Raw genomic sequence first — 19,251 nt, 5'->3', positions numbered from 1 at the left:
GCCGGCGGCTTATCCCAACCTGAAGCTCGACACCGCGATGCCGCCCATGAAGGCGTCCTCGTGGTAGACACGCTCGGCCGTCTCGTCCTCCGCTGCGCCCACGGCGACCATCAACGGGATCAGGTGTTCCTCGCGCGGATGGGCAATGCGCGCGGCCGGCGCGGCCGACCATTGCAGCAACTGCTCGTTGCGTCGCCCCGCCGCCCGGCCGACCACCACGGCGTTCAGCCAGTCGTCGAACGCCTTCGACACATCGCGCGCCTGCGGACCGAAGGCGCGCAGGTTGTGATAGCTCAGCCCGCTGCCGACGATCAGCACGTTCTCGTCGCGCAGCGGCGCGATCGCGCGGCCCAGCGCGATGTGCTCGGCCGGATCGAGCCCGCGCCGCAGCGACAGCTGCACCACCGGGACTTCGGCCTTCGGGTAGATCGCCGCCATCGGCGAGAACATGCCGTGGTCGAAGCCGCGCTCGGGATCGATGCGCGCCGGCAGCCCGGCGGCTTCGATCAGCGACTGCACGCGGCGCGCGAGTTCGGGCGAACCGGGTGCGTCGTAGTGCACCTGGTAGGTGTGCGCCGGAAAGCCGCCGTAGTCATAGATCATCGGCGGGTGCGGGTTGCCCTGGACGGTGAAAGCCGACTCCTCCCAGTGCGCGGAGACCATCAGGATCGCGTCGGGTTGGCGGCCGATCTGGCGCGGCATGTCAGCCAGCGAGGCTTCGAGCTTGTCGTAGGCATGGCCCATCTCCTTCTTCATCCACGGCCAGGGGCCGCCGCCGTGCGAGATGAAATAGGTGGGAAGACGTGAATTGGTGCTGCTCATGGATTGCTCCTTCAGAGCAAGTCTAGAGATTTCCGCATGAGAAATCGATGGGCTACGATGCATCGATTCGTTTCTCCACAGGAAATCGACATGGACCGCCTGACAAGCCTTCGCGTGTTTCGCGAAGTGGTCGAATCCGGCAGCTTCGCCGCCGCGGCGGAACGCCTCGGAATCTCGCCGCCGATGGCGAGCAAGCATGTGGCGCAGCTCGAGAAGTCGCTCGGCGCACGGCTTCTTCACCGTTCGAGCCGCCACCTGAGCCTCACGGAAGCCGGACAGGCCTGGTACGAACAGAGCGGCCGCGCGCTCGACCTGCTCGATGCCGCCGAGGCCGCCATCGGACAGACCAGCGCCACGCCGCGCGGCCAGCTCAAGGTCAGCGCGCCCGTGTGGTGCGCCACACCGCGATTCGCGCGCGTGCTGGCCGGCTACCGCGCGCAATGCCCCGAAGTCGTGGTCGACATGCATCTGGAGAACCGCAAGGTCGATCTGGCGGCCGACGGCTACGACCTTGCGTTGCGCGCGACGCAGGAGCCTTCGCCCGCGCTGATCGCACGGTCGCTGTGCAAGCTGCAGTTCCATCTGGTGGCTGCGCCTGCGTGCATCGCCCGCAGCGGGCTTCCCGTCTCGCCGGCCGATCTCGCGAAGCTCGATGCCATCGTGCCCAGCTACGTCAACCTCGAGGGCTTCACGCTGAAAGGCCCCGGCGGCCGACAGGCGCCGCTGCGGCTGCAGCCGGTGATGAAGTCCGACGACACCAACCTGACGCTGCACGCGGTGCACGCCGGCATCGGCCTCTCGTTCCTGCCCGAATGGCTGGTCGACGAGGACCTGGCTGCCGGCCGGCTCGTGCGTCTGGTACCCGACTACGCCGCGCCGCCGGTCACCTTGTTCGCGGTGTACACGAGCCGGCAATACATGGCGCCCAAACTGCGCAGCTTCATCGATTTCCTCGGCGCGCGGCTGGGCGGGGCCTAGCACGCATTCCCCTCGCGGGCATATCCATTGACGCGCGCAGGGCCGTGTGCGCCGGTACAGTCGGCGCCTCACTGGAGACCGTTCGCCTTGTTCCGCTTCTTCGAAAAACGCCTCGACGCCTACCCGCCCGCCGAACCCGGGCTGCCGCCGCACGGCTTTCTTGCCTTCGTCTGGTCGTGCACACAAGGGTTGCGCGGTGCGATCGCCGCGATGGCGCTGCTCACCGCGGCGATGTCGGCCTTCGAGGCGCTGCTGTTCGCGATCCTTGGGCGCATCGTCGACTGGCTCGGCGGGCAGGTCCCCGCGCGCCTGTGGGAAGAGCGCGGCACCACGCTGGCCTGGCTCGGCTTCGCGCTGGTCGCGAGCATCGCCGTCGTCGCGCTGCAGACCATCGTCAAGCACCAGACGCTCGCGATCAACCTGCCGATGCGGCTGCGCTGGAACTTCCACCGTTTGATGCTCGGCCAGAGCATGGCCTTCTACCAGGACGAGTTCGCGGGTCGCATCACGGCCAAGGTCATGCAGACCGCGCTCGCGGTGCGCGACACCATCTTCGTGCTGGCCGACGTGCTGGTGGCGATGTGCGTCTACGTCGCGACCATGATCGTGCTCGCCGCGGTGCTCGACCGGCAGCTGATGCTGCCCTTCGTCATCTGGCTGGCGCTCTACATCGCGCAGCTCGTCTTCTTCGTGCCGCGCCTCGGCCACATCGGCAAGGCGCAGGCGGACGCGCGCGCATCGATGACCGGCCGCGTGACCGACGCCTACACCAACATTGCAACGGTCAAGCTCTTCTCACACGCGCACCGCGAGGCCGGTTTCGCGCGCTCGGCCATGCAGGAGTTCATGCAGACCGGCTACGCGCAGATGCGGCTCGTGAGCGCCTTCGAGATCACCAACCACACCCTCAGCATGGGCCTGACCGCGGGCATGGCAGGCATGGGGCTATGGCTCTGGTCGCAGGGCGTGATCGGCGTCGGCGCGGTGGCCGCCGCGACCGCGATGGCGCTGCGCCTGCAGGGCATGTCGCACTGGATCATGTGGGAGATGACCAGCCTGTTCGAGAACGTCGGCACGGTGCAGGACGGCATGAAGACGCTCTCGCGCCCGCGCACGGTGGTCGATGCGCCGGGTGCCAGGACGCTGCAGGTGCCGCGCGGGGAGATCCGCTTCGAGCATGTGGGCTTCCGCTACGGCGATGCGGGCCGGCGCGTGATCGACGACCTCACGCTGACTGTCGCGCCGGGCGAGAAGATCGGCCTGGTCGGCCGCTCGGGCGCGGGCAAGTCGACGCTGGTCAACCTGCTGCTGCGCTTCCACGACCTCGACGGCGGCCGCATCCTCGTCGATGGGCAGGACATCGCGCACGTCACCCAGGACAGCCTGCGCGCCCACATCGGCATGGTCACGCAGGACACCTCGCTGATGCATCGCTCGGTGGCCGACAACATCAGCTACGGCAAGCCCGGTGCGACGGCAGCCGCGATCCAGGCCGCGGCCGAACGCGCCGAGGCGCACGCCTTCATCCAGACGCTGGGCGATCCGGCCGGCCGCAAAGGCTACGAGGCCCATGTCGGCGAACGCGGCGTCAAGCTGTCGGGCGGCCAACGCCAGCGCATCGCGATCGCGCGGGTGATGCTGAAGGACGCGCCGATCCTGCTGCTCGACGAAGCCACCAGCGCGCTCGATTCCGAAGTCGAGGCCGCGATCCAGGCCAGCCTCTACCGCCTGATGGAGGGCAAGACGGTGGTCGCGATCGCGCACCGGCTGTCGACCATCGCCGCGATGGACCGACTCGTCGTGCTCGACAACGGCCGCGTCGTCGAGGAAGGCGACCACAAGACCTTGCTCGCCAAAGGCGGGCTCTACGCGCGCCTCTGGGCCCACCAGAGCGGCGGCTTCCTCGGTGACGACAGCGACGACGGCAGCGAAGACAGTGAAGAGGCCGAGACATCGACAGTCTGACCCGCGAGTCCTACAGTGGACGGTGCACCCCGCCGACACCGCCGACGGGGGGCGATGGGCATGCTGACAACGTCTTCAACAGAGGAGTTTCAACCGTGAATTCCATCATCTACATCGTCGGTCTGGTCGTGGTCGTGGTCGCCGTGTTGTCGTTCTTCGGCCTGAGGTGAAGCCCACCCCCGTTGCTTGCTCACTTCGTGTAGCCGGCTCCGCGGGTGCCTGCGAAGGGGTCCGCTGCGCGGCCTCTGCTGAAGACCTTCTTCCCCTGCGCATGGCGTTGACGAGGCCGTAGCCGCGGCCGCTTCGTGGACGCGGCTCCCCGTTGGCCACGGGCATAATTTCCGGCTCCCCTCCGGTGCGCCGGAGTGCCTGCTTGCCGTGACATAAGAAAGCTGTCGAACTCCGTGCCTCATCCCTCTTCGTTCCAGGACGCAACGCTCACCGAAGCAGTGCGATTGATCGAAGAGACCGGGCCGCTCGAGGATTCGCAGGCGCTGCGCGAAGCCGTCGGCGCCGAACCCGGTGCGGCGGGCCGGATCGTCCGTCGCGCGCGCATCCTCGCAGAGAGGACGGGGCTCGTCGCCGAATTCGCGCGCGCCCGCGCGTGGGCCCCGTGGGTGCTCCTCGGGCTGGTGGCGGTGATCGTCATCGCGGGTCTCTCGCTCGCGGGCAACGTGCTCGGCGGCGGCGAGCGGCGGATCAATGTCGTCGTGGCGCTCGCGAGCCTGCTGGGCCTGCACCTCCTCACGCTGCTTCTGTGGCTGATCGGACTCTTGGTGTCGCCCGGCTCCTTCAACGCATCCTTCGGCTGGATCTGGATGGCGCTGACCGCGCGCGTCGCGGGCGGCCGGCAGGGCCAGGCGCCGGTGCTGTTGCGCGCCACCACGCGGCTGCTCGCGCAGGCGCGGCTCTTGCCTTGGGCTCTGGGCTTCGTGAGCCATGCCATCTGGGCGCTGTCGTTCGCGGTGGCGATCGCAGCCATGCTCTTCGCGCTGGCGTTCCGCAACTACACGCTGAACTGGGAGACGACGATCCTCGATCCCGATTTCTTCGTGCAAGGCGTTCAATGGCTGGGCCGCTTGCCGGCATGGCTGGGGTTTCCCGTTCCGGACGCGGACGCGGTGCGCTCGCCCCTCGCGGCGGCATCGGGCCAGCGCGCATGGGCGCTCTGGCTCACGGGTTGCATCGTGGTCTACGGACTCCTTCCGCGCACCGCCTTCGCGCTGCTGTGCGCGGCGGTCTGGCGGATGCGCAGGAAGGCGCTGTCGCCTGATCTCTCATTGCCCTACTACCGCAAGCTGATCGCACGCTTCGATGCGCTGACACCGCCGCGCATCGTCGACGCCGATCCCGGCCAGTCGCCGCATCTCGCACCGCGGCATCTGCCTTCAGACGACACCACCGACACGCTGATGGCGATCGGCTTCGAACTGCCCGACGAACTGCCCTGGCCGCCCGCCGCGCTCGAGATGCGCGGCGCCCGCGCGATGCGCGTCGACGGCAGCGCTTCGGCGCGGCGGCAATTGCTCGACACGCTGGCCCGGCTGCGGCCGCGCCGGGTACTCGTCGGTTGCCACGCAGGCTCGAGTCCCGACCGCGGCACCGAGCGCTTCCTGCGCGAAGTGCTGGCGCTGTGCAGCGATTGCCGTCTCTGGCTCTTCGGCACCGCGGACGAGGAGGCACGCCGGCGCTGGCACACCTGGCTGGCCGACACTGGACTCGACGGCATCCGTGCCGGCGACGCGCTGGAGCCTATGCTCCACGACTGGACATGACGACCGACAAGCCCATCCGTATCGCCGTCGTCGGCCACACCAACGCCGGCAAGACCTCGCTGCTGCGCACCCTCACGCGGCGCGTGAACTTCGGCGAGGTGTCGGAGCGGCCGGGCACCACGCGCCACGTCGAATCGGTGGACCTCGAAGTCGGCGGCAGGCCCGCCGTGCGCTTCTTCGACACGCCGGGCCTCGAAGATGCCGTCGCGCTGAGCGAGCACCTCGAGGTCTTCGACAAGAACCTGACGCCGCCGGACCGCATCCGCCGCTTTCTCCAGAGCCCCGAAGCGCACGGCGTGTTCGAGCAGGAAGCCAAGGTGCTGCGCGCGATGCTCGAGATCGATGCGGCCTTTCTCGTGATCGACGCGCGCGAGCCGGTGCTGCCCAAGTTCCGCGCCGAGATCGAACTGCTCAACGCCTGCGCGCGGCCGGTGCTGCCGGTGCTGAACTTCCTGCACGGCGCCGCGCATCGCGAAAGCGCATGGAAGGAGCTGCTGTCGGCCTACGGCCTGCACGTGGTGGTGCGCTTCGATGCGGCCGCCCCTTTCGTCGGTGCGGAGCGCGAGCTGTACCGCGATCTTTCGACGCTGCTGCGCGACCGGCGGGCCGCACTGGACAAGGTCGCCGCATCGCTCGACGCCGAGTTCTCGCAGCGCCGGCAGGCCGCGTGCCGACGCATCGCCGAACTCCTCGTGGACGCCACCGCGATGCGGCGCACTGCGACGGCCGCCGAATTCGCCGACGAGCAAGGACGCCACGCACGGGTCTCCGGACTGCAGCAGTCGCTCTTCGACAAGGCGCAGCGCTGCGCCGACGATCTGCTCGCGCTTTACGGATTCCGCGAGGGCGATGCGGACGAAGCGCCGCTGCCCGCGATCGAAGGCCGATGGACCATGGACTTCTTCCACCCCGAGGCGCTGAAGGACGCCAGCATCCTTCTGGGCAAGGGCGTGGCGGTGGGCGCGGCGGTGGGCGTGGTGGCCGATCTCGCGCTGGCCGGCCTTTCGCTCGGCACGGGCGCGGCACTGGGCGGCGCAATCGGCGGCGCGATGTCGCAGGGACTCGGCCCGCTCGGACGCAAGCTCGCGAACAAGCTGCGCGACGTGCACGAGCTCACCGTCGAAGACCGCGTGCTGTTCGTGCTCATGGGCTGGCAGGCCCGGCTGCTGCGCGCGCTCGAATACCGCGGGCATGCGGCACAGGACCGCATCGGCGCCGATGGCCCCGGCGGCATCGACCAACGCGCGCTGGCGGACGTCGTGCGGGCTGCACAGCCGGCCCGCAGCCATCCCGATTGGGAATCCGAGACGCGCCTGCGCTGGCGCGAGGCGCCGCAGCGGCACGACCTCGCCTCGCAGGTGGCGCGGCGACTGCGGGAGGCCATCGAGGCCGCCGACCACGCGCCCGCATGACCGCGCCTGATTCCGGCATGATCGAAGGCATGGAAGACATCGACCCCCGCCCCCTCGCGATCATCAAGGTCGGCGACACCTTCGAGCTGCTGCGCGAACACCGTGGCGACTTCGAACACTGGATCGCCGCCGGACTCGGCGACACGCCGCTGCCCGTCGTGGTGCTCGACCCGCGCCGCGGCGACACGCTGCCCGATCCCGCCACGCTCTCGGGCGCCATCGTGACCGGCTCGCACGCGATGGTGTCGCACCGCGAACCCTGGAGCGAAAGCACCGGCGCATGGCTCAGGCAACTGGTGGCCCATCGCACGCCGGTGCTCGGCATCTGCTTCGGTCACCAGCTCCTGGCCGATGCGCTCGGCGGCGAGGCCGGCGACCACCCGGTGGGCATGGAGATCGGCACGGTGCAGGTCGAACTCCGGCCCGAGGCGGCGGACGATCCGCTCACGCGCGGACTGCCGCCACGCTTCGACGCGCACGTGGTGCACCGGCAAAGCGCGCTGCGCCTGCCGAAGGATGCAGTGCTTCTGGCGGGCAATGACTTCGAGGCGACGCAGGCCTTTCGCATCGGCGACAGCGCCTGGGGTGTGCAGTTCCATCCCGAGTTCGACGACGAGATCATGCGCGGCTATGTCGAGCATCTCGCCGAGCCGATTCGAGCCGGGGGCGCAGAGCCCGGCGCCGTGGAAGCACGGGTGAAGCCCACGCCCGCGGCCGCAGGATTGCTCGGCCGCTTCGCCCGCATCGCCGAGGCGCGCGCCGCGGCATCGGCGTAGCGACTCCACCCGGCCGCCCCGACTTGCGCTAAGGTCTGCCGCAGTCCGATCAAGGAACAGCCCATGCCCCACACTGCCTCCGGCACCCGCCCGGTCCCGAAGCACTTCTCGATGATCCGCGGCTTTCATCTCGCGGACTTCTTCACCCTCGCGAACGCGGCCTGCGGCGTCGGGGCGATCTTTCTCGCGATGGCCTTCATCGCCAGCCAGTCGGTCGTGCACTTCCTGTGGGCGGCGGCGCTCGCGCCGGCGGCCTTCGTCTTCGATGTGTTCGATGGCCGCATCGCGCGCTGGCGGCAGACCAACTCGGCACTCGGCCGCGAGCTGGATTCGCTGGCGGACGTGATCTCCTTCGGCGTGCTGCCTGCATCGCTCGCCTTCGCGGCAGGCCTCAACGGCGGCTGGGATTGCGTGATCCTGATCTACTTCGTCTGCTGCGGCGTGAGCCGGCTCGCACGCTACAACGTCACGGCCGAAGCGCTCTCCGAAGGCGCGGGCAAGGTCAAGTACTTCGAAGGCACGCCCATTCCGACCAGTGTGGTGCTCGTCGGCATCCTCGCGCTCGCCGCATGGCAAGGCCGTGTCGGCAACAACATCTGGGGCGGTGCATGGGCGCTCGGCCCGTGGGCGCTGCATCCGCTGTGTCTGCTGTTCGCACTCTCCGGCACCCTGATGATCAGCAAGACCTTGCGCATCCCCAAGCTGTAGTCGCGCTGCGGCATCAGGTCCCTAGAATCCCCGCATCGTCATTGCCGAACCGCATCGTGACCCTGACCGCTTCACGCGCGCTTGTTGCCTTCCTCCTCGGCCTGCTGCTCACCGGCTGCGCAAGCCTGCCGGCCAGCGTCGAGCGGACGCCGACGAACGCACTCGCAAACACCGCCGACACGCGGCTCGGCAAGGCGGTGCGTCCACTGGCAACGGCGCATCCGGGCAGATCGGGCATCCATCCGCTGGTCCTGGCGGAAGACGCCTTCGCAGCGCGCGTGGTGCTCGCGAAGCTCGCGGACCGCAGCCTCGACCTGCAGTACTACATCTGGCACGACGACACCACAGGCCAGCTGCTCTGGCAGGCCATCTGGGAGGCCGCCGAGCGCGGCGTGCGCGTGCGGCTCTTGCTCGACGACGCGAACACCGGCGGGCTCGACCCCACGCTCGCGGCGCTCGATGCCCATCCGAACATCGAGATCCGGCTGTTCAACCCGTTCGCGAACCGCGGCTTCCGCGCGGGCGACTTCGTCTCCGACTTCTCGCGCGTCAACCGCCGCATGCACAACAAGTCCTTCACCGCGGACAACCAGGCGACCATCGTCGGCGGACGCAACATCGGCGACGAGTACTACGGCGCCAACATGGACGTGGGCTTCCAGGATCTCGACGTGATGGGCATCGGCCCGGTCGTACAGGAAGTCTCCAACGAGTTCGACCTGTTCTGGAACAGCGCTTCGGCCTATCCCGCCGCCAGCGTGATCGCGCCCGCGCAGCCGGGCAGCGCCGCAACGCTTCGCGAGGCGTGGGACAAGGTCCACGAGAACCCCGAGGCCGTCCAGTACATCGAAGCAGTGCGCAAGACGCCGCTCATGGCGCAACTGGCCGACAAGAATCTCGACTTCGAATGGACCACCGCGCGCGTGCTGCACGACGATCCGTCGAAGGTGCTTCAGCCGACGGACCGCAGCGACCTGCAGATGCTGCCGAAGCTGCTCAGGGCCATGGGCGAGCCGAAGCGCGAGCTCGATCTGGTGTCGCCCTACTTCGTGCCCGGCGCCAATGGAACCAGGTCGCTCGTCGATCTCGCGCAGAGCGGCGTGAAGGTGCGCGTGCTGACCAATTCGCTCTCGGCCACGGACGTGAGCCCGGTGCATGCGGGCTATGCCAAGTACCGTGGCGAGTTGCTCGAAGGCGGCGCGGTGCTCTACGAGCTGAAGCCGGGCTCGGCCGTGCCGCCGCCCGACAAGGACGTCGACAAGCCGCGCGGACTGCCCGGCAGCGGCAGCCGCGCCAGCTCGGCCGCGAGCCTGCATGCGAAGACCTTCGCGGTGGATCGCGAGCGCATCTTCGTCGGCTCGTACAACCTCGACCCGCGCTCCGCCGGGCTCAACACCGAGATGGGCGTGGTCATCGAAAGCCCGGCGCTCGCCGGAAGGCTGTCGGAGCAGTTCGACACCACCATTCCCACACGCGCCTACCTCGTGCGGCGCCAGTCCGACGGACATGGGCTCGAATGGATCGACGTCGAACCGACCGGCGAGACGCGCCACTCCTCCGAACCCGGCTCGGGCGCAGTGAAGCGCCTGTGGATCGACTTCCTCGAAGTCCTGCCCATTGAGTGGTTGCTCTAGTCGGCCGCTCCAAGAACCCGATGACACCAGGCCTCCAACTTCTAGCCGAACTCGCCGCCAGGCAGCCGCTCTCGCCCGCGTGCGACCACTTCTATTTCCTGCGCCACGGGCAGACCGCGTGCAACGCGCGCCGTATCTTCCAGGCCACCGATGAACCGCTGAGCGAACTCGGCGTGCAGCAGGCGCACCACGCCGCCACGATCCTTGCCGGCGAGCCGGTGCGCAGCATCCTCAGCAGCGGCGTGGTGCGCGCGCTGACGACCGCGCACACGGTGTCGGCGCCGCATGGCATCGCGCCGCTGGTGCTCGAAGGGCTGCGCGAGCGCAACTTCGGCGCGCTCATCGGCACCTCGTCGGCGCAGATCGACTGGGCCTGCGCGCCCGAGAACGGCGAGACGCTGCCCGAATTCGTCGACCGCTCGCGCGCTGCGATCGAGCACTCGCTGACGCACCCGGGCCCCGTGCTCATCGTCGCGCACGGCGGCACGCTCTACGTCCTTGCGGCGCTTCTGGGCGTGCCGGTCGATCTCAGCGTGCTCGGCAATGCGCAACCCTTGCGATTCGAGCGCAACGGCACCAGATGGCGCCTGAAACCCCTCCTGCAGCAGGTGAACGGCGGGGCCGCCCTGGCCTGATCGCGCCGTTCACCGCACTCTTTTCGGAACCCATCGTCATGGACTTCAAGGACTACTACAAGATCCTCGGGCTCGAACGCGGCGCCTCGGAGGACGAGGTGCGCAAGGCCTACCGCAAGCTCGCGCGCAAGTACCACCCCGACGTCAGCAAGGAACCCGATGCCGACGTGCGCATGCGCGAAATCAACGAGGCGAACGACGTGCTGCGCGACAAGGAAAAGCGCGCGGCCTACGACCAGCTCGCCGACCACGTCGCGCGCGGCGGCAGCCCCGACGGCGGATTCCAGCCGCCGCCCGGATGGGACGAGGGCTTCGAGTTTCATCGCGGCCCGCACGCGGGGCCGGCCGATCACGCGGAGTTCAGCGAATTCTTCTCCTCCCTGTTCGGTGCGGCCGAGCGGCGCGGTGCCGAGCGGCGCCACTACCGCGCGCGCGGCGAAGACCACCATGCCGCGATCGAGATCGCGCTGGAGGACGCCATCAAGGGCACCGAGCGCGAGATCACGCTGCGCTCGCAGGAAGTCGACGCGCAGGGCCATCCGCAATGGAAGACGCGCACCTTGAGCGTGAAGATCCCCGCCGGCGTGCATCCGGGCCAGTACATCCGTCTCGCGGGCCAGGGCATGCCGGGCCATGGCGGCGAGCCGCCGGGCGATCTCTACCTCGAAGTGCGCATCGCGCCGCACAAGCTCTACCGTGTCGAGGGCCGCGACCTCTACATGACGCTGCCGATCACGCCGACCGAAGGCGCGCTCGGCGCGAAGGTGCAAGTGCCCACGCCGGGCGGCGGCGTCGTCGAGGTGACCGTGCCGCCCAACGCGCGCAATGGCCTGAAGCTGCGGCTCAAGGAACGTGGCCTGCCCGGCAAGCCACCGGGGCATCTCTACCTGCTGCTCGAAATCGCGCTGCCGCCGGCCGACAGCGATGCGGCGCGCAAGGCCTACGAGCAGCTCGCCGCCGCGGCACCCTTCAATCCGCGCCGCCATCTTGGAGTTTGACGACCATGGCTACTGTGACTGTCACGACCACCGCGCTGAGCGCCTCGCATCCCCTCGCCGCCGCGGAACTCGCCCATGCCTGCGGTGCGGAGATCGACTGGGTGGTTCGATTGGTCGAAGTCGGCATCATCGAATCGCGCGAGCCGGGCGAACAACCCGAGGAGTGGCGCTTCCACAGCAGTGACCTGCAGTGTGCGCTCGATGCGCGGCGACTGGAGCGCGACTTCGGCGTGGGGCTCGATGCGGCGGCACTGATCCTCGATCTCGAACACGAGGTGCGCCGGCTCAAGGCCGTGCTGCGCGCGCAAGGGCTCGGGCGCGAGATCTGAGCCCTGAGCCGGCACCTCCAATCCCATCCAGGAGTCTTCGATGCAACCACGTCTCACTGCCAAGGATTTCGACCAGGATCTGCTCATTCTTTTCGACGCCTACGTGCACGGCAACCTCGACCGCCGCGGCTTTCTCGCGGGGGCGCAGAAGTTCGCGACGGCGGGCATGACCGCCGCCGGACTGCTCGCGGCGCTGAGCCCCGATTTCGTGGCGGCCCAGCAGGTGCCGCCGAACGATTCGCGGCTCAAAGCCGAGCGCCTCAGCTACCCCTCGACCGCCGGCAACGGCACCGTCAACGGCTATCTCGTGCGACCGGCGAACGCGGGCTCGAAGAAGCTGCCCGCGGTGCTCGTGATCCACGAGAACCGCGGGCTGAATCCGCACATCGAGGACATCGCGCGCCGCCTCGCGCTCGACGGTTTCATGGCCTTCGCGCCCGACGCACTGACACCGCTCGGCGGTTATCCCGGCGACGAGGACAAGGCGCGAGAAGCCTTCGGCAAGCTCGACCAGAACCGAGCGCACGAGGACTTCGTCGCCGCCGCCAGCTGGTTGAAGGGCCGCCCCGATTCGTCGGGGAAGATCGGCGCGGTCGGCTTCTGCTGGGGCGGCGGCATGGTCCACGTCCTGACCACGCGCCTGCCCGAGCTCGACGCGGCGGTGGCGTTCTATGGCAATGCGCCAGCGCCGTCGGAAGCCGCCAAGGTCAAGACGCCGCTGCTGGTTCACCAGGCCGGCATCGACGAACGCATCAACGCGGCGTGGCCCGCCTATGAAGCCGCGCTCAAGGCCGCGAACGTGAAGTTCAACGTCTACCAGTACTCCGGCACGCAGCACGGATTCAACAACGACACCACGCCGCGCTACGACGCCGCGGCCGCCAAGCTGGCTTGGTCGCGCACGGTGGAATTCTTCGAGGCGCGGCTCGACGGCGCCTGAGCGGGCCCTCAAAGTAGGCGACGACTGGCAGACTTCGCGCCACACTCCACCGAAAGTGGAAGCTTCGCGTCCCTGGAACGCGTCCGGAGTGCCTCATGCCCGTGATTTGCCCCGCCTGCCAAACGGAGAACCGCGATTCCGCGATGTTCTGCCATGGATGCGCGCGCAAGCTCCCGACCTTCATTCCGACCCAGCCGTCGATGCTGGAAACCATGCGGGCGATGCCGGCTCCCCCGTCGTCTCGACCCCGGCCGTGGCCGCGCCGGTGCACATCGATCCACAGTCTCCTACTAGGCTGTGGATCGGTGTCGGCGTGGCAGTGCTCGTTCTGCTGGCGGGCATCGCCGCGTGGTACGTGCACCTGCTGCGCAAGCCGCCGCCTGCTGTGCCCTCCGCGACCGTGGCCTCGCGTATCGAGCAGCCGGCCTCTGCGGCCCCTTCCCTCGCCCTCGCCGCCGACACACACAAGGCTCCGGCACCGGAAGCCGTCTCGCTCGGCGCATCGCTCGCCCCGGGCGAGATCGCGGTCGTCACCCCGGCCGGCAGCGCCGCGCCAGCAGACGGCCCGGCAGCCCCTCCGGCAGCGATGTCGCCCCCGGTCGCCGCGTTGACGCCCTCGCCGCAGCCGGCCGAGCGCAGGCAGGTTCCCCGGGCCGCGCCACCGGCGCGCGTCGGCGCGCTGGACCCGCGCAGCGGCTGCGAAACGCTCAACTTCGTCTTCGCGGCGCGCTGCGAGGCCGCGCATTGCGACAAGCCGCAGTACGCCCAGCATCCGCGCTGCAGACTGGTACGCGAGCAGCGCAAGCGCGACGAACTGCACCGCAATCCGACGCTGGCGTTCTGACTCGAGGGCGAAGCACCTCGCAGCGCCCTAGCAGAAGCCGAACGCGGAAGGAAGCGCCCCGAACACCTTGGCGATGATCGCGAATCGCGTCAGACTGCGCATCGCAGTCCCGAAACGACAAAGCAATCTCACCGAAGGAGCGACGTTCATCATGGCATTCCGACAACTGCATACCCGCATCGCGACCCTCGCCACGGCCCTCGTGCTCACCGCCTGTGCGGTGCCGCAACAGCAGGCGCCGATGGCGATCACGCAGGGCAAGATCGAGCAGATCACCCCCACCACCATCCGCAGCGACGCCCACACCGGAGTGGGTGCCGTGGTCGGCGGCCTGACCGGCGTGGGGCTCGGCAGCCTGATCGGTGGCGGCACGGGACGCGACGTGGCCATGGTGGCCGGCGCGATCGGCGGCTCCATGGCCGGCGCGCAGATCGCGAACAACGCCGCGGGTTCGCAGCCCGGTCAGGAGATCTTCGTGCGCACCGACAGCGGCGTGCTCGTCGAAGTGACCCAGCCCACGACGCCTGGTCTGCGCGTGGGCCAGCGCGTGTTCATCCAGGGCCAGGGGCCGCGGCGCGCGTCGTGCCGCAGTAACGCCCCACGCGGCACCCGCGCTGCGTCCTACGCGGACTTCGCCTGCACCAGCTTGATGACGCTCGAGAAATCGAGCGCCCCATGCCCCGCGAGGCTGTGCGCCGCATAGAGATTGCGTGCGAGCCCGCCGAGCGGCGTGGCCGCGCGCACGGCTGCCGCGTTCTCCTGCGCGAGGCCGAGGTCCTTCAGCATCAGGTCGGTGCCGAAGCCGCCCGCATAGCCCTTCGAAGCAGGCGCGGTTTCCATCACGCCCGGCAGCGGGTTGTACTTCTCGAGCGCCCAGTTGCCGCCCGAACTGCGGCGCATGATCTCCGACAGCACCTTGGGATCGAGCCCGTTGGCAACGCCCAGCGCAATGGCTTCCGAGGTGCCGATCATCAGGATGCCGAGCAGCATGTTGTTGCAGATCTTCGCGGTCTGCCCTGCGCCTGCGCCGCCAGCGTGGAAAATGTTGGCGCCCATCTTTTCGAGGACGGGACGCGCACGTTCGAGGTCGGCCTCCGATCCGCCGACCATGAAAGTCAAGGTGCCCGCGATCGCGCCGCCGGTGCCGCCAGACACCGGCGCATCGATCACCGCCACGCCACGCTTCGCACCGGCCTCAGCCACCTTGCGCGAGCTCGCGGCGGCGATGGTGCTGCTGTCGATCACCAGCGTGCCCGCGGGGATCTGCGCCATGAGCCCGGGCTTGCCCTCGCTGCCGAGATAGAGCGATTCGACGTGCTGGCTCGCAGGCAGCATGCTGATCACGACCTCGGCGCCTGCGATGGCCTCGGCCGTCGATGCCGCGATACCGAGGCCGTCGCCCGCGAGCTTCTCGCACGCCGGCTTCGAGAGGTCGAAGCCCCGGACCTCATGGCCCGCCTTCTTCAGATTCAGGGCCATCGGCCCCCCATGTTGCCGAGGCCAATGAATGCGATCTTCATGATCATGTCTCCGTTCTTGATCAATGCTTCTTGCGACGAAGCGGATTCAAACGAGCGCGGCCAGCGGATGCGGGCCCGGGGCGCGCACGCGCAGATGGTCCTCTATGAACTCCGGCGTGATCTCTTCGAGCGTCGCGGGGCTCCAGCGCGGATTGCGGTCCTTCTCGATCAGCAGCGCGCGAATGCCTTCGGCGAAGTCCTTGTGCGCGCAGCAGCCGAGCGATGCCCAGTATTCGAGCCGGAACACTTCGGCGAGCGACATGCGGGTGACGCGCTGCCAGAGCGCAAAGGACAGCGCCGCGGAACTCGGCGAGCCCTTGGCGAAAGTGGTGGCAGCGGTCTGCAGCCAGGCATCGTCCGACTTCAGCGCGCGCAGGCGATTCGCGATGTCGATCAGGTCGTCACCGGCCATCAGTTCGTTGATCGTGTCGAAATGCGCGCGCAGCTTCGATGGCTGCTTCTCCGCACCCTCGCCCGCCTTCGCGAGCAGGCGCGACAGCAATGCGCGATCCGCTTTCGACTCGCCCTGCCACGCTGCCGCCGCGATGCCATCGAGCACCTGCGCCTTGCGCTCATGCGGCACCACGATGTCCGCCAGCCCGCAGAAGATCGCATCGGCTGCATTCAACGGCGCAGCAGTGAGCGCGAGGAACAAGCCCACGCGCCCCGGCGCACGGCGCAGGAACCAGCTTCCGCCCACGTCGGGGTACAGGCCGATGTTGATCTCGGGCATCGCCACGCGGCTTTGCAGCGTGACCACACGATGCGACGCCCCCGACATCAGTCCGACGCCCCCGCCCATCACGATGCCGTGTCCCCAGCACAGGAAGGGCTTCGGAAAGGTGTGGATCAGGTGGTCGAGCTCGTACTCCTCGCTGAAGAACTCTTCGGCGTAGGTGTTGCGCGCGGGTCCGCACTCGAGCAGCGTCTGGTAGAGCTGGCGCAGATCGCCGCCGGCGCAGAAGGCTTTCTCGCCCGCTGCGTCGAGCAGCACGCCGACCACGCCGTCGTCCTGCGCCCATTCGCGCAGCTTCGGGATGAGCAGCCGCACCATCGCCACCGAGAGCGAATTGAGCGATGCGGGCGAATTGAGCGTGGCAACGCCGAAGCGCTTGCCGTTGGCGGTCTTGATTTCGTTGAAGAGAACGACGGGATCGGTCATTGGTTGGGTTGTCATCGGATGTCTGAATCGCCGTCCAGCAATTTGCGGGCGACGATCATTCGCATGATTTCATTGGTGCCTTCGAGGATTTGGTGCACGCGCGCGTCGCGCACCAGACGCTCCAGCGGGAACTCGCTCAGGTAGCCATAGCCGCCATGCAGCTGCAGCGCTTCGTTGCAGACGGTGAAGCCGGCGTCGGTCGCAAAGCGCTTGGCCATCGCGCAATAGGTACTTGCGTCGGCGTGCCCCGCATCGAGCTTGCTTGCGGCGAGCCGCACCATCTGCCGCGCGGCAACGAGTTCGGTCGCCATGTCGGCGAGCTTGAACTGCAGCGCCTGGAAGCTCGCGAGCGGCTTGCCGAACTGCTGGCGCTCATGCAGGTAGCGACGCGCCGCATCGAGCGCGCCCTGCGCGGCACCCACCGAGCAGGTCGCGATGTTGATCCGCCCACCGTCGAGCCCCTTCATCGCGATGCGGAAGCCCTCGCCTTCCTGGCCGAGCAGGTTCCCTGCCGGCACGCGCACGTTGTCGAAACTGATGGTGCGCGTGGGCTGGCTGTTCCAACCCATCTTGTGTTCCTTCTTGCCGTAGCTGATGCCGGGCGCATCGGCCGGCACCGCAATGGCGGAGATGCCGCCCGGTCCGCCGCCGCCTGTGCGCGCCATCAGCACCAGCACGTCGGTGGAACCGGCGCCGGAGATGAAGGCCTTGCCGCCATTGATGACGTACTCGCCGCCCTGCAACTCGGCGCGCGTCTTGAGCGATCCGGCATCGGAGCCCGCTCCGGGTTCGGTCAGACAGTAGGACGCGAGCTTGCGCCCGCTCGTGAGATCGGCGCCCCAGCGCTCGCGCACGGCCGGGCCGCCCCAGGTGCCTAGCATCCACGTCGCCATGTTGTGGATCGTGATGAAAGCGGTGGTCGACGGATCGACCGCCGCCATCTCCTCGAACACCAGCGTCGCATCGAGACGCGGCAGCGCGAGCCCTTCGACGCTTTCGGGCGCGTAGAGGCCGCAGAAGCCCAGTTCACCGGCCTTGGCGATCGCTTCCCTGGGGAAGATCGCCTCGGCGTCCCACCGGGCCGCATGCGGCGCCAATTCGGCAAGCGCGAATTCGCGCGCGGTCTGCGCGAAGGCGCGCTGCTCTTCAGTCAGCTCGAAGTCCATGCGGACGAGCTTACTTGAGGGCGATGGTGGTGTTGACGCCGTGCGAGACGGTGCTGTCGTCGAACCAGCGCGAAGTCACCGTCTTGGTCTGCGTGTAGAACAGCACGACCTGCTTGCCGTACGGGCCGAGGTCGCCGAGCTTTGACGCGCGCGAACCGGTGAACGAGAACATCGGCACCGGCACCGGGATCGGCACGTTGATGCCCACCTGCCCCACGTCGATGTCTTCCTGGAAGCGCCGCGCCGCCGCGCCGGACTGCGTGAAGATCGCGGTGCCGTTGCCGTTCGGATTGGCATTGATCAGTTCGATCGCATCGTCGATGTTGTCCGCGCCGACCAGGCACAGCACCGGGCCGAAGATTTCCTGCTCGTAGATCGACATGCCGGGCTTCACATCCGCGAACACCGTCGGGCCGACGAAGTTGCCCTTCTGGTAGCCGGGCACCGCGGGCTTGCGGCCGTCGAGCGCCAGCGTCGCGCCATCGGCCACGCCGCGTTCGATGAGACCGGTCACGCGATCGAAGGCCGCGCACGAGATCAGCGGCCCGACATCCACGCCCTTCTCGACACCCGCGCCGACCTTGAGCGTCTTGGCCTTCGCGACCAGATCGGGAATCCAGTTGCGCGCCTCGCCCACCAGCACCGCGACCGACACCGCCATGCAGCGCTGCCCCGCCGCACCGAAGGCCGCACCGGCCAGCGCGTTGAGCGTCTGCTCCTTGTTCGCGTCGGGCATCACGATCGCGTGGTTCTTCGCGCCCATCATGCACTGCACGCGCTTGCCGGCGAGCGATGCGCGGTTGTAGACGTGCGTGCCGACCTTGGTCGAGCCGACGAAGGAGATCGCCTTGATGTCCTTGTGGTCGCAGATCGCGTTGACCACCGCTTCGCCGCCGTGCACGACGTTGAGCACGCCGGGCGGGATGCCGGCCTGGAGCGCGAGCTCGCACAGGCGCATCGTGACCATCGGGTCCTGTTCGGACGGCTTCAGCACGAAGGTGTTGCCGGTGACGATCGCCATCGGGAACATCCACAGCGGGATCATCGCGGGGAAGTTGAACGGCGTGATGCCCGCGCAGACGCCCAGCGGCTGCAGCACCGAGTAGGTGTCGACACCGCCCGCGACGTTGTTCGCGAACTCGCCCAGTTGCAGGTTGCCGATGCCGGCCGCATGCTCGACCACTTCGAGGCCGCGGAACACGTCGCCTTCGGCATCGGGCAGCGTCTTGCCCTGCTCGGCCGTCAGGATCGCGGCCAGCTCGCCCATGTGCTCGCGGATGAGCTGCTGGTACTTCAGGAAGATGCGCGCCCGCGCGCCGATGGCTGTCTTGCGCCAGGTCTTGAAGGCTTCCTTGGCGGAGGCGACGGCCGCATCGACTTCGTCCTGCGTCGCGAACGGCACCCTGGCCAGCACGTCCTGCGTGGCCGGGTTGACGATGTTGCGCCACTCGGTGGTCTTCGACTCGACGAACTTGCCGCCGATGAGCAGCTTGACGGTGGCGACCTTCGTCGCGGGGGTGGTGGTGGCGTCCATGAACCTTGTCTCCTGAATGGGGTGCGAGCGAGGATGCTAGCTTTGCACTTTTG

At 68.5% G+C, this 19,251-nt stretch carries 17 protein-coding genes and 1 pseudogene; 13 read left to right on the top strand and 5 right to left on the bottom strand.

The window, feature by feature from the left end:
* Positions 1-9: 9 nt before the first annotated feature.
* Positions 10-822: a DODA-type extradiol aromatic ring-opening family dioxygenase gene (locus ACQ858_RS07165; RefSeq protein ID WP_431276050.1), complete on the bottom strand. Its 813-nt coding sequence runs from the start codon at positions 820-822 to the stop codon at positions 10-12.
* A 90-nt stretch (positions 823-912) separates the two neighbouring features.
* Between ACQ858_RS07165 and ACQ858_RS07160 the strand changes: the two genes are divergently transcribed.
* The 13 genes from ACQ858_RS07160 (at position 913) to ACQ858_RS07100 (ending at position 14,519) form a co-directional block, all read left to right on the top strand.
* Complete coding sequence (locus ACQ858_RS07160; protein ID WP_431276049.1) at positions 913-1,800, top strand: LysR family transcriptional regulator; 888 nt, start codon at positions 913-915, stop codon at positions 1,798-1,800.
* Between the two features lie 87 nt (positions 1,801-1,887).
* Positions 1,888-3,765 carry an ABC transporter ATP-binding protein gene (locus ACQ858_RS07155; protein WP_431276048.1) on the top strand — a complete coding sequence of 626 codons (1,878 nt, stop codon included), beginning with the start codon at positions 1,888-1,890 and terminating at the stop codon, positions 3,763-3,765.
* 404 nt (positions 3,766-4,169) lie between these two features.
* Positions 4,170-5,540, top strand: coding sequence for a DUF2868 domain-containing protein (locus ACQ858_RS07150; RefSeq protein ID WP_431276047.1), 1,371 nt, complete (start codon positions 4,170-4,172; stop codon positions 5,538-5,540).
* Positions 5,537-6,952, top strand: coding sequence for a GTPase/DUF3482 domain-containing protein (locus ACQ858_RS07145; protein WP_431276046.1), 1,416 nt, complete (start codon positions 5,537-5,539; stop codon positions 6,950-6,952). Before ACQ858_RS07150 ends, ACQ858_RS07145 begins: the two co-directional genes overlap by 4 nt.
* Positions 6,949-7,728 (top strand): glutamine amidotransferase, encoded by a 780-nt coding sequence (locus tag ACQ858_RS07140; protein WP_431276045.1) that lies wholly within the window; start codon positions 6,949-6,951, stop codon positions 7,726-7,728. Before ACQ858_RS07145 ends, ACQ858_RS07140 begins: the two co-directional genes overlap by 4 nt.
* Positions 7,729-7,791: 63 nt before the next feature.
* A complete protein-coding gene (locus ACQ858_RS07135; protein WP_431276044.1) occupies positions 7,792-8,436 on the top strand; it encodes a CDP-alcohol phosphatidyltransferase family protein in 645 nt (214 codons plus the stop codon).
* Positions 8,437-8,492: 56 nt separating this feature from the next.
* The gene (locus ACQ858_RS07130; protein WP_431276043.1) at positions 8,493-10,070 is read left to right on the top strand and encodes a phospholipase D family protein; all 1,578 of its coding nucleotides are present in this window, start codon (positions 8,493-8,495) and stop codon (positions 10,068-10,070) included.
* A gap of 20 nt (positions 10,071-10,090) precedes the next feature.
* On the top strand, positions 10,091-10,705 hold the full coding sequence (locus tag ACQ858_RS07125) for a histidine phosphatase family protein (RefSeq protein ID WP_431276042.1): 615 nt from the start codon (positions 10,091-10,093) through the stop codon (positions 10,703-10,705).
* A 38-nt stretch (positions 10,706-10,743) separates the two neighbouring features.
* Positions 10,744-11,703 (top strand): DnaJ C-terminal domain-containing protein, encoded by a 960-nt coding sequence (locus ACQ858_RS07120; protein WP_431276041.1) that lies wholly within the window; start codon positions 10,744-10,746, stop codon positions 11,701-11,703.
* Between the two features lie 5 nt (positions 11,704-11,708).
* The gene (locus ACQ858_RS07115; protein ID WP_431276040.1) at positions 11,709-12,032 is read left to right on the top strand and encodes a chaperone modulator CbpM; all 324 of its coding nucleotides are present in this window, start codon (positions 11,709-11,711) and stop codon (positions 12,030-12,032) included.
* Between the two features lie 40 nt (positions 12,033-12,072).
* Positions 12,073-12,972 (top strand): dienelactone hydrolase family protein, encoded by a 900-nt coding sequence (locus tag ACQ858_RS07110; protein WP_431276039.1) that lies wholly within the window; start codon positions 12,073-12,075, stop codon positions 12,970-12,972.
* Positions 12,973-13,285: 313 nt separating this feature from the next.
* Positions 13,286-13,816, top strand: coding sequence for a hypothetical protein (locus ACQ858_RS07105; protein ID WP_431276038.1), 531 nt, complete (start codon positions 13,286-13,288; stop codon positions 13,814-13,816).
* Between the two features lie 151 nt (positions 13,817-13,967).
* Positions 13,968-14,519, top strand: a complete 552-nt coding sequence (locus ACQ858_RS07100; protein ID WP_431276037.1) for a hypothetical protein — start codon at positions 13,968-13,970, stop codon at positions 14,517-14,519.
* Here ACQ858_RS07100 and mmsB read toward each other — a convergent pair.
* The 4 genes and pseudogenes from mmsB to ACQ858_RS07080 all read right to left on the bottom strand — a co-directional run bounded on the left by mmsB (position 14,438) and on the right by ACQ858_RS07080 (position 19,198).
* Positions 14,438-15,336, bottom strand: a pseudogene (mmsB, locus tag ACQ858_RS07095) (3-hydroxyisobutyrate dehydrogenase). The gene ACQ858_RS07100 and the pseudogene mmsB sit on opposite strands and share 82 nt — an antisense overlap.
* Positions 15,337-15,382: 46 nt before the next feature.
* The gene (locus ACQ858_RS07090; protein ID WP_431276036.1) at positions 15,383-16,498 is read right to left on the bottom strand and encodes an enoyl-CoA hydratase/isomerase family protein; all 1,116 of its coding nucleotides are present in this window, start codon (positions 16,496-16,498) and stop codon (positions 15,383-15,385) included.
* Positions 16,499-16,509: 11 nt separating this feature from the next.
* Complete coding sequence (locus ACQ858_RS07085) at positions 16,510-17,664, bottom strand: acyl-CoA dehydrogenase family protein (protein WP_431276035.1); 1,155 nt, start codon at positions 17,662-17,664, stop codon at positions 16,510-16,512.
* Positions 17,665-17,674: 10 nt separating this feature from the next.
* The gene (locus tag ACQ858_RS07080; protein ID WP_431276034.1) at positions 17,675-19,198 is read right to left on the bottom strand and encodes a CoA-acylating methylmalonate-semialdehyde dehydrogenase; all 1,524 of its coding nucleotides are present in this window, start codon (positions 19,196-19,198) and stop codon (positions 17,675-17,677) included.
* Between the last annotated feature and the right edge of the window lie 53 nt (positions 19,199-19,251).

The organism is Variovorax ureilyticus (genome assembly GCF_050632185.1).
Classification (GTDB): domain Bacteria; phylum Pseudomonadota; class Gammaproteobacteria; order Burkholderiales; family Burkholderiaceae_C; genus Variovorax; species Variovorax ureilyticus_A.
Note: the sequence above shows the minus strand (reverse complement) of the source record. Positions and strands in the feature narration are given on the sequence as shown.

Excerpts from the sequence above, each read along its gene's own strand:
- ACQ858_RS07165 (WP_431276050.1), bottom strand. The coding sequence starts at position 822 with ATGAGCAGCACCAATTCACGTCTTCCCACCTATTTCATCTCGCACGGC.
- ACQ858_RS07160 (WP_431276049.1), top strand. The coding sequence starts at position 913 with ATGGACCGCCTGACAAGCCTTCGCGTGTTTCGCGAAGTGGTCGAATCC.
- ACQ858_RS07145 (WP_431276046.1), top strand. The coding sequence starts at position 5,537 with ATGACGACCGACAAGCCCATCCGTATCGCCGTCGTCGGCCACACCAAC.
- ACQ858_RS07140 (WP_431276045.1), top strand. The coding sequence starts at position 6,949 with ATGACCGCGCCTGATTCCGGCATGATCGAAGGCATGGAAGACATCGAC.
- ACQ858_RS07135 (WP_431276044.1), top strand. The coding sequence starts at position 7,792 with ATGCCCCACACTGCCTCCGGCACCCGCCCGGTCCCGAAGCACTTCTCG.
- ACQ858_RS07125 (WP_431276042.1), top strand. The coding sequence starts at position 10,091 with ATGACACCAGGCCTCCAACTTCTAGCCGAACTCGCCGCCAGGCAGCCG.
- ACQ858_RS07120 (WP_431276041.1), top strand. The coding sequence starts at position 10,744 with ATGGACTTCAAGGACTACTACAAGATCCTCGGGCTCGAACGCGGCGCC.
- ACQ858_RS07115 (WP_431276040.1), top strand. The coding sequence starts at position 11,709 with ATGGCTACTGTGACTGTCACGACCACCGCGCTGAGCGCCTCGCATCCC.
- ACQ858_RS07110 (WP_431276039.1), top strand. The coding sequence starts at position 12,073 with ATGCAACCACGTCTCACTGCCAAGGATTTCGACCAGGATCTGCTCATT.
- ACQ858_RS07100 (WP_431276037.1), top strand. The coding sequence starts at position 13,968 with ATGGCATTCCGACAACTGCATACCCGCATCGCGACCCTCGCCACGGCC.
- ACQ858_RS07090 (WP_431276036.1), bottom strand. The coding sequence starts at position 16,498 with ATGACCGATCCCGTCGTTCTCTTCAACGAAATCAAGACCGCCAACGGC.
- ACQ858_RS07085 (WP_431276035.1), bottom strand. The coding sequence starts at position 17,664 with ATGGACTTCGAGCTGACTGAAGAGCAGCGCGCCTTCGCGCAGACCGCG.
- ACQ858_RS07080 (WP_431276034.1), bottom strand. The coding sequence starts at position 19,198 with ATGGACGCCACCACCACCCCCGCGACGAAGGTCGCCACCGTCAAGCTG.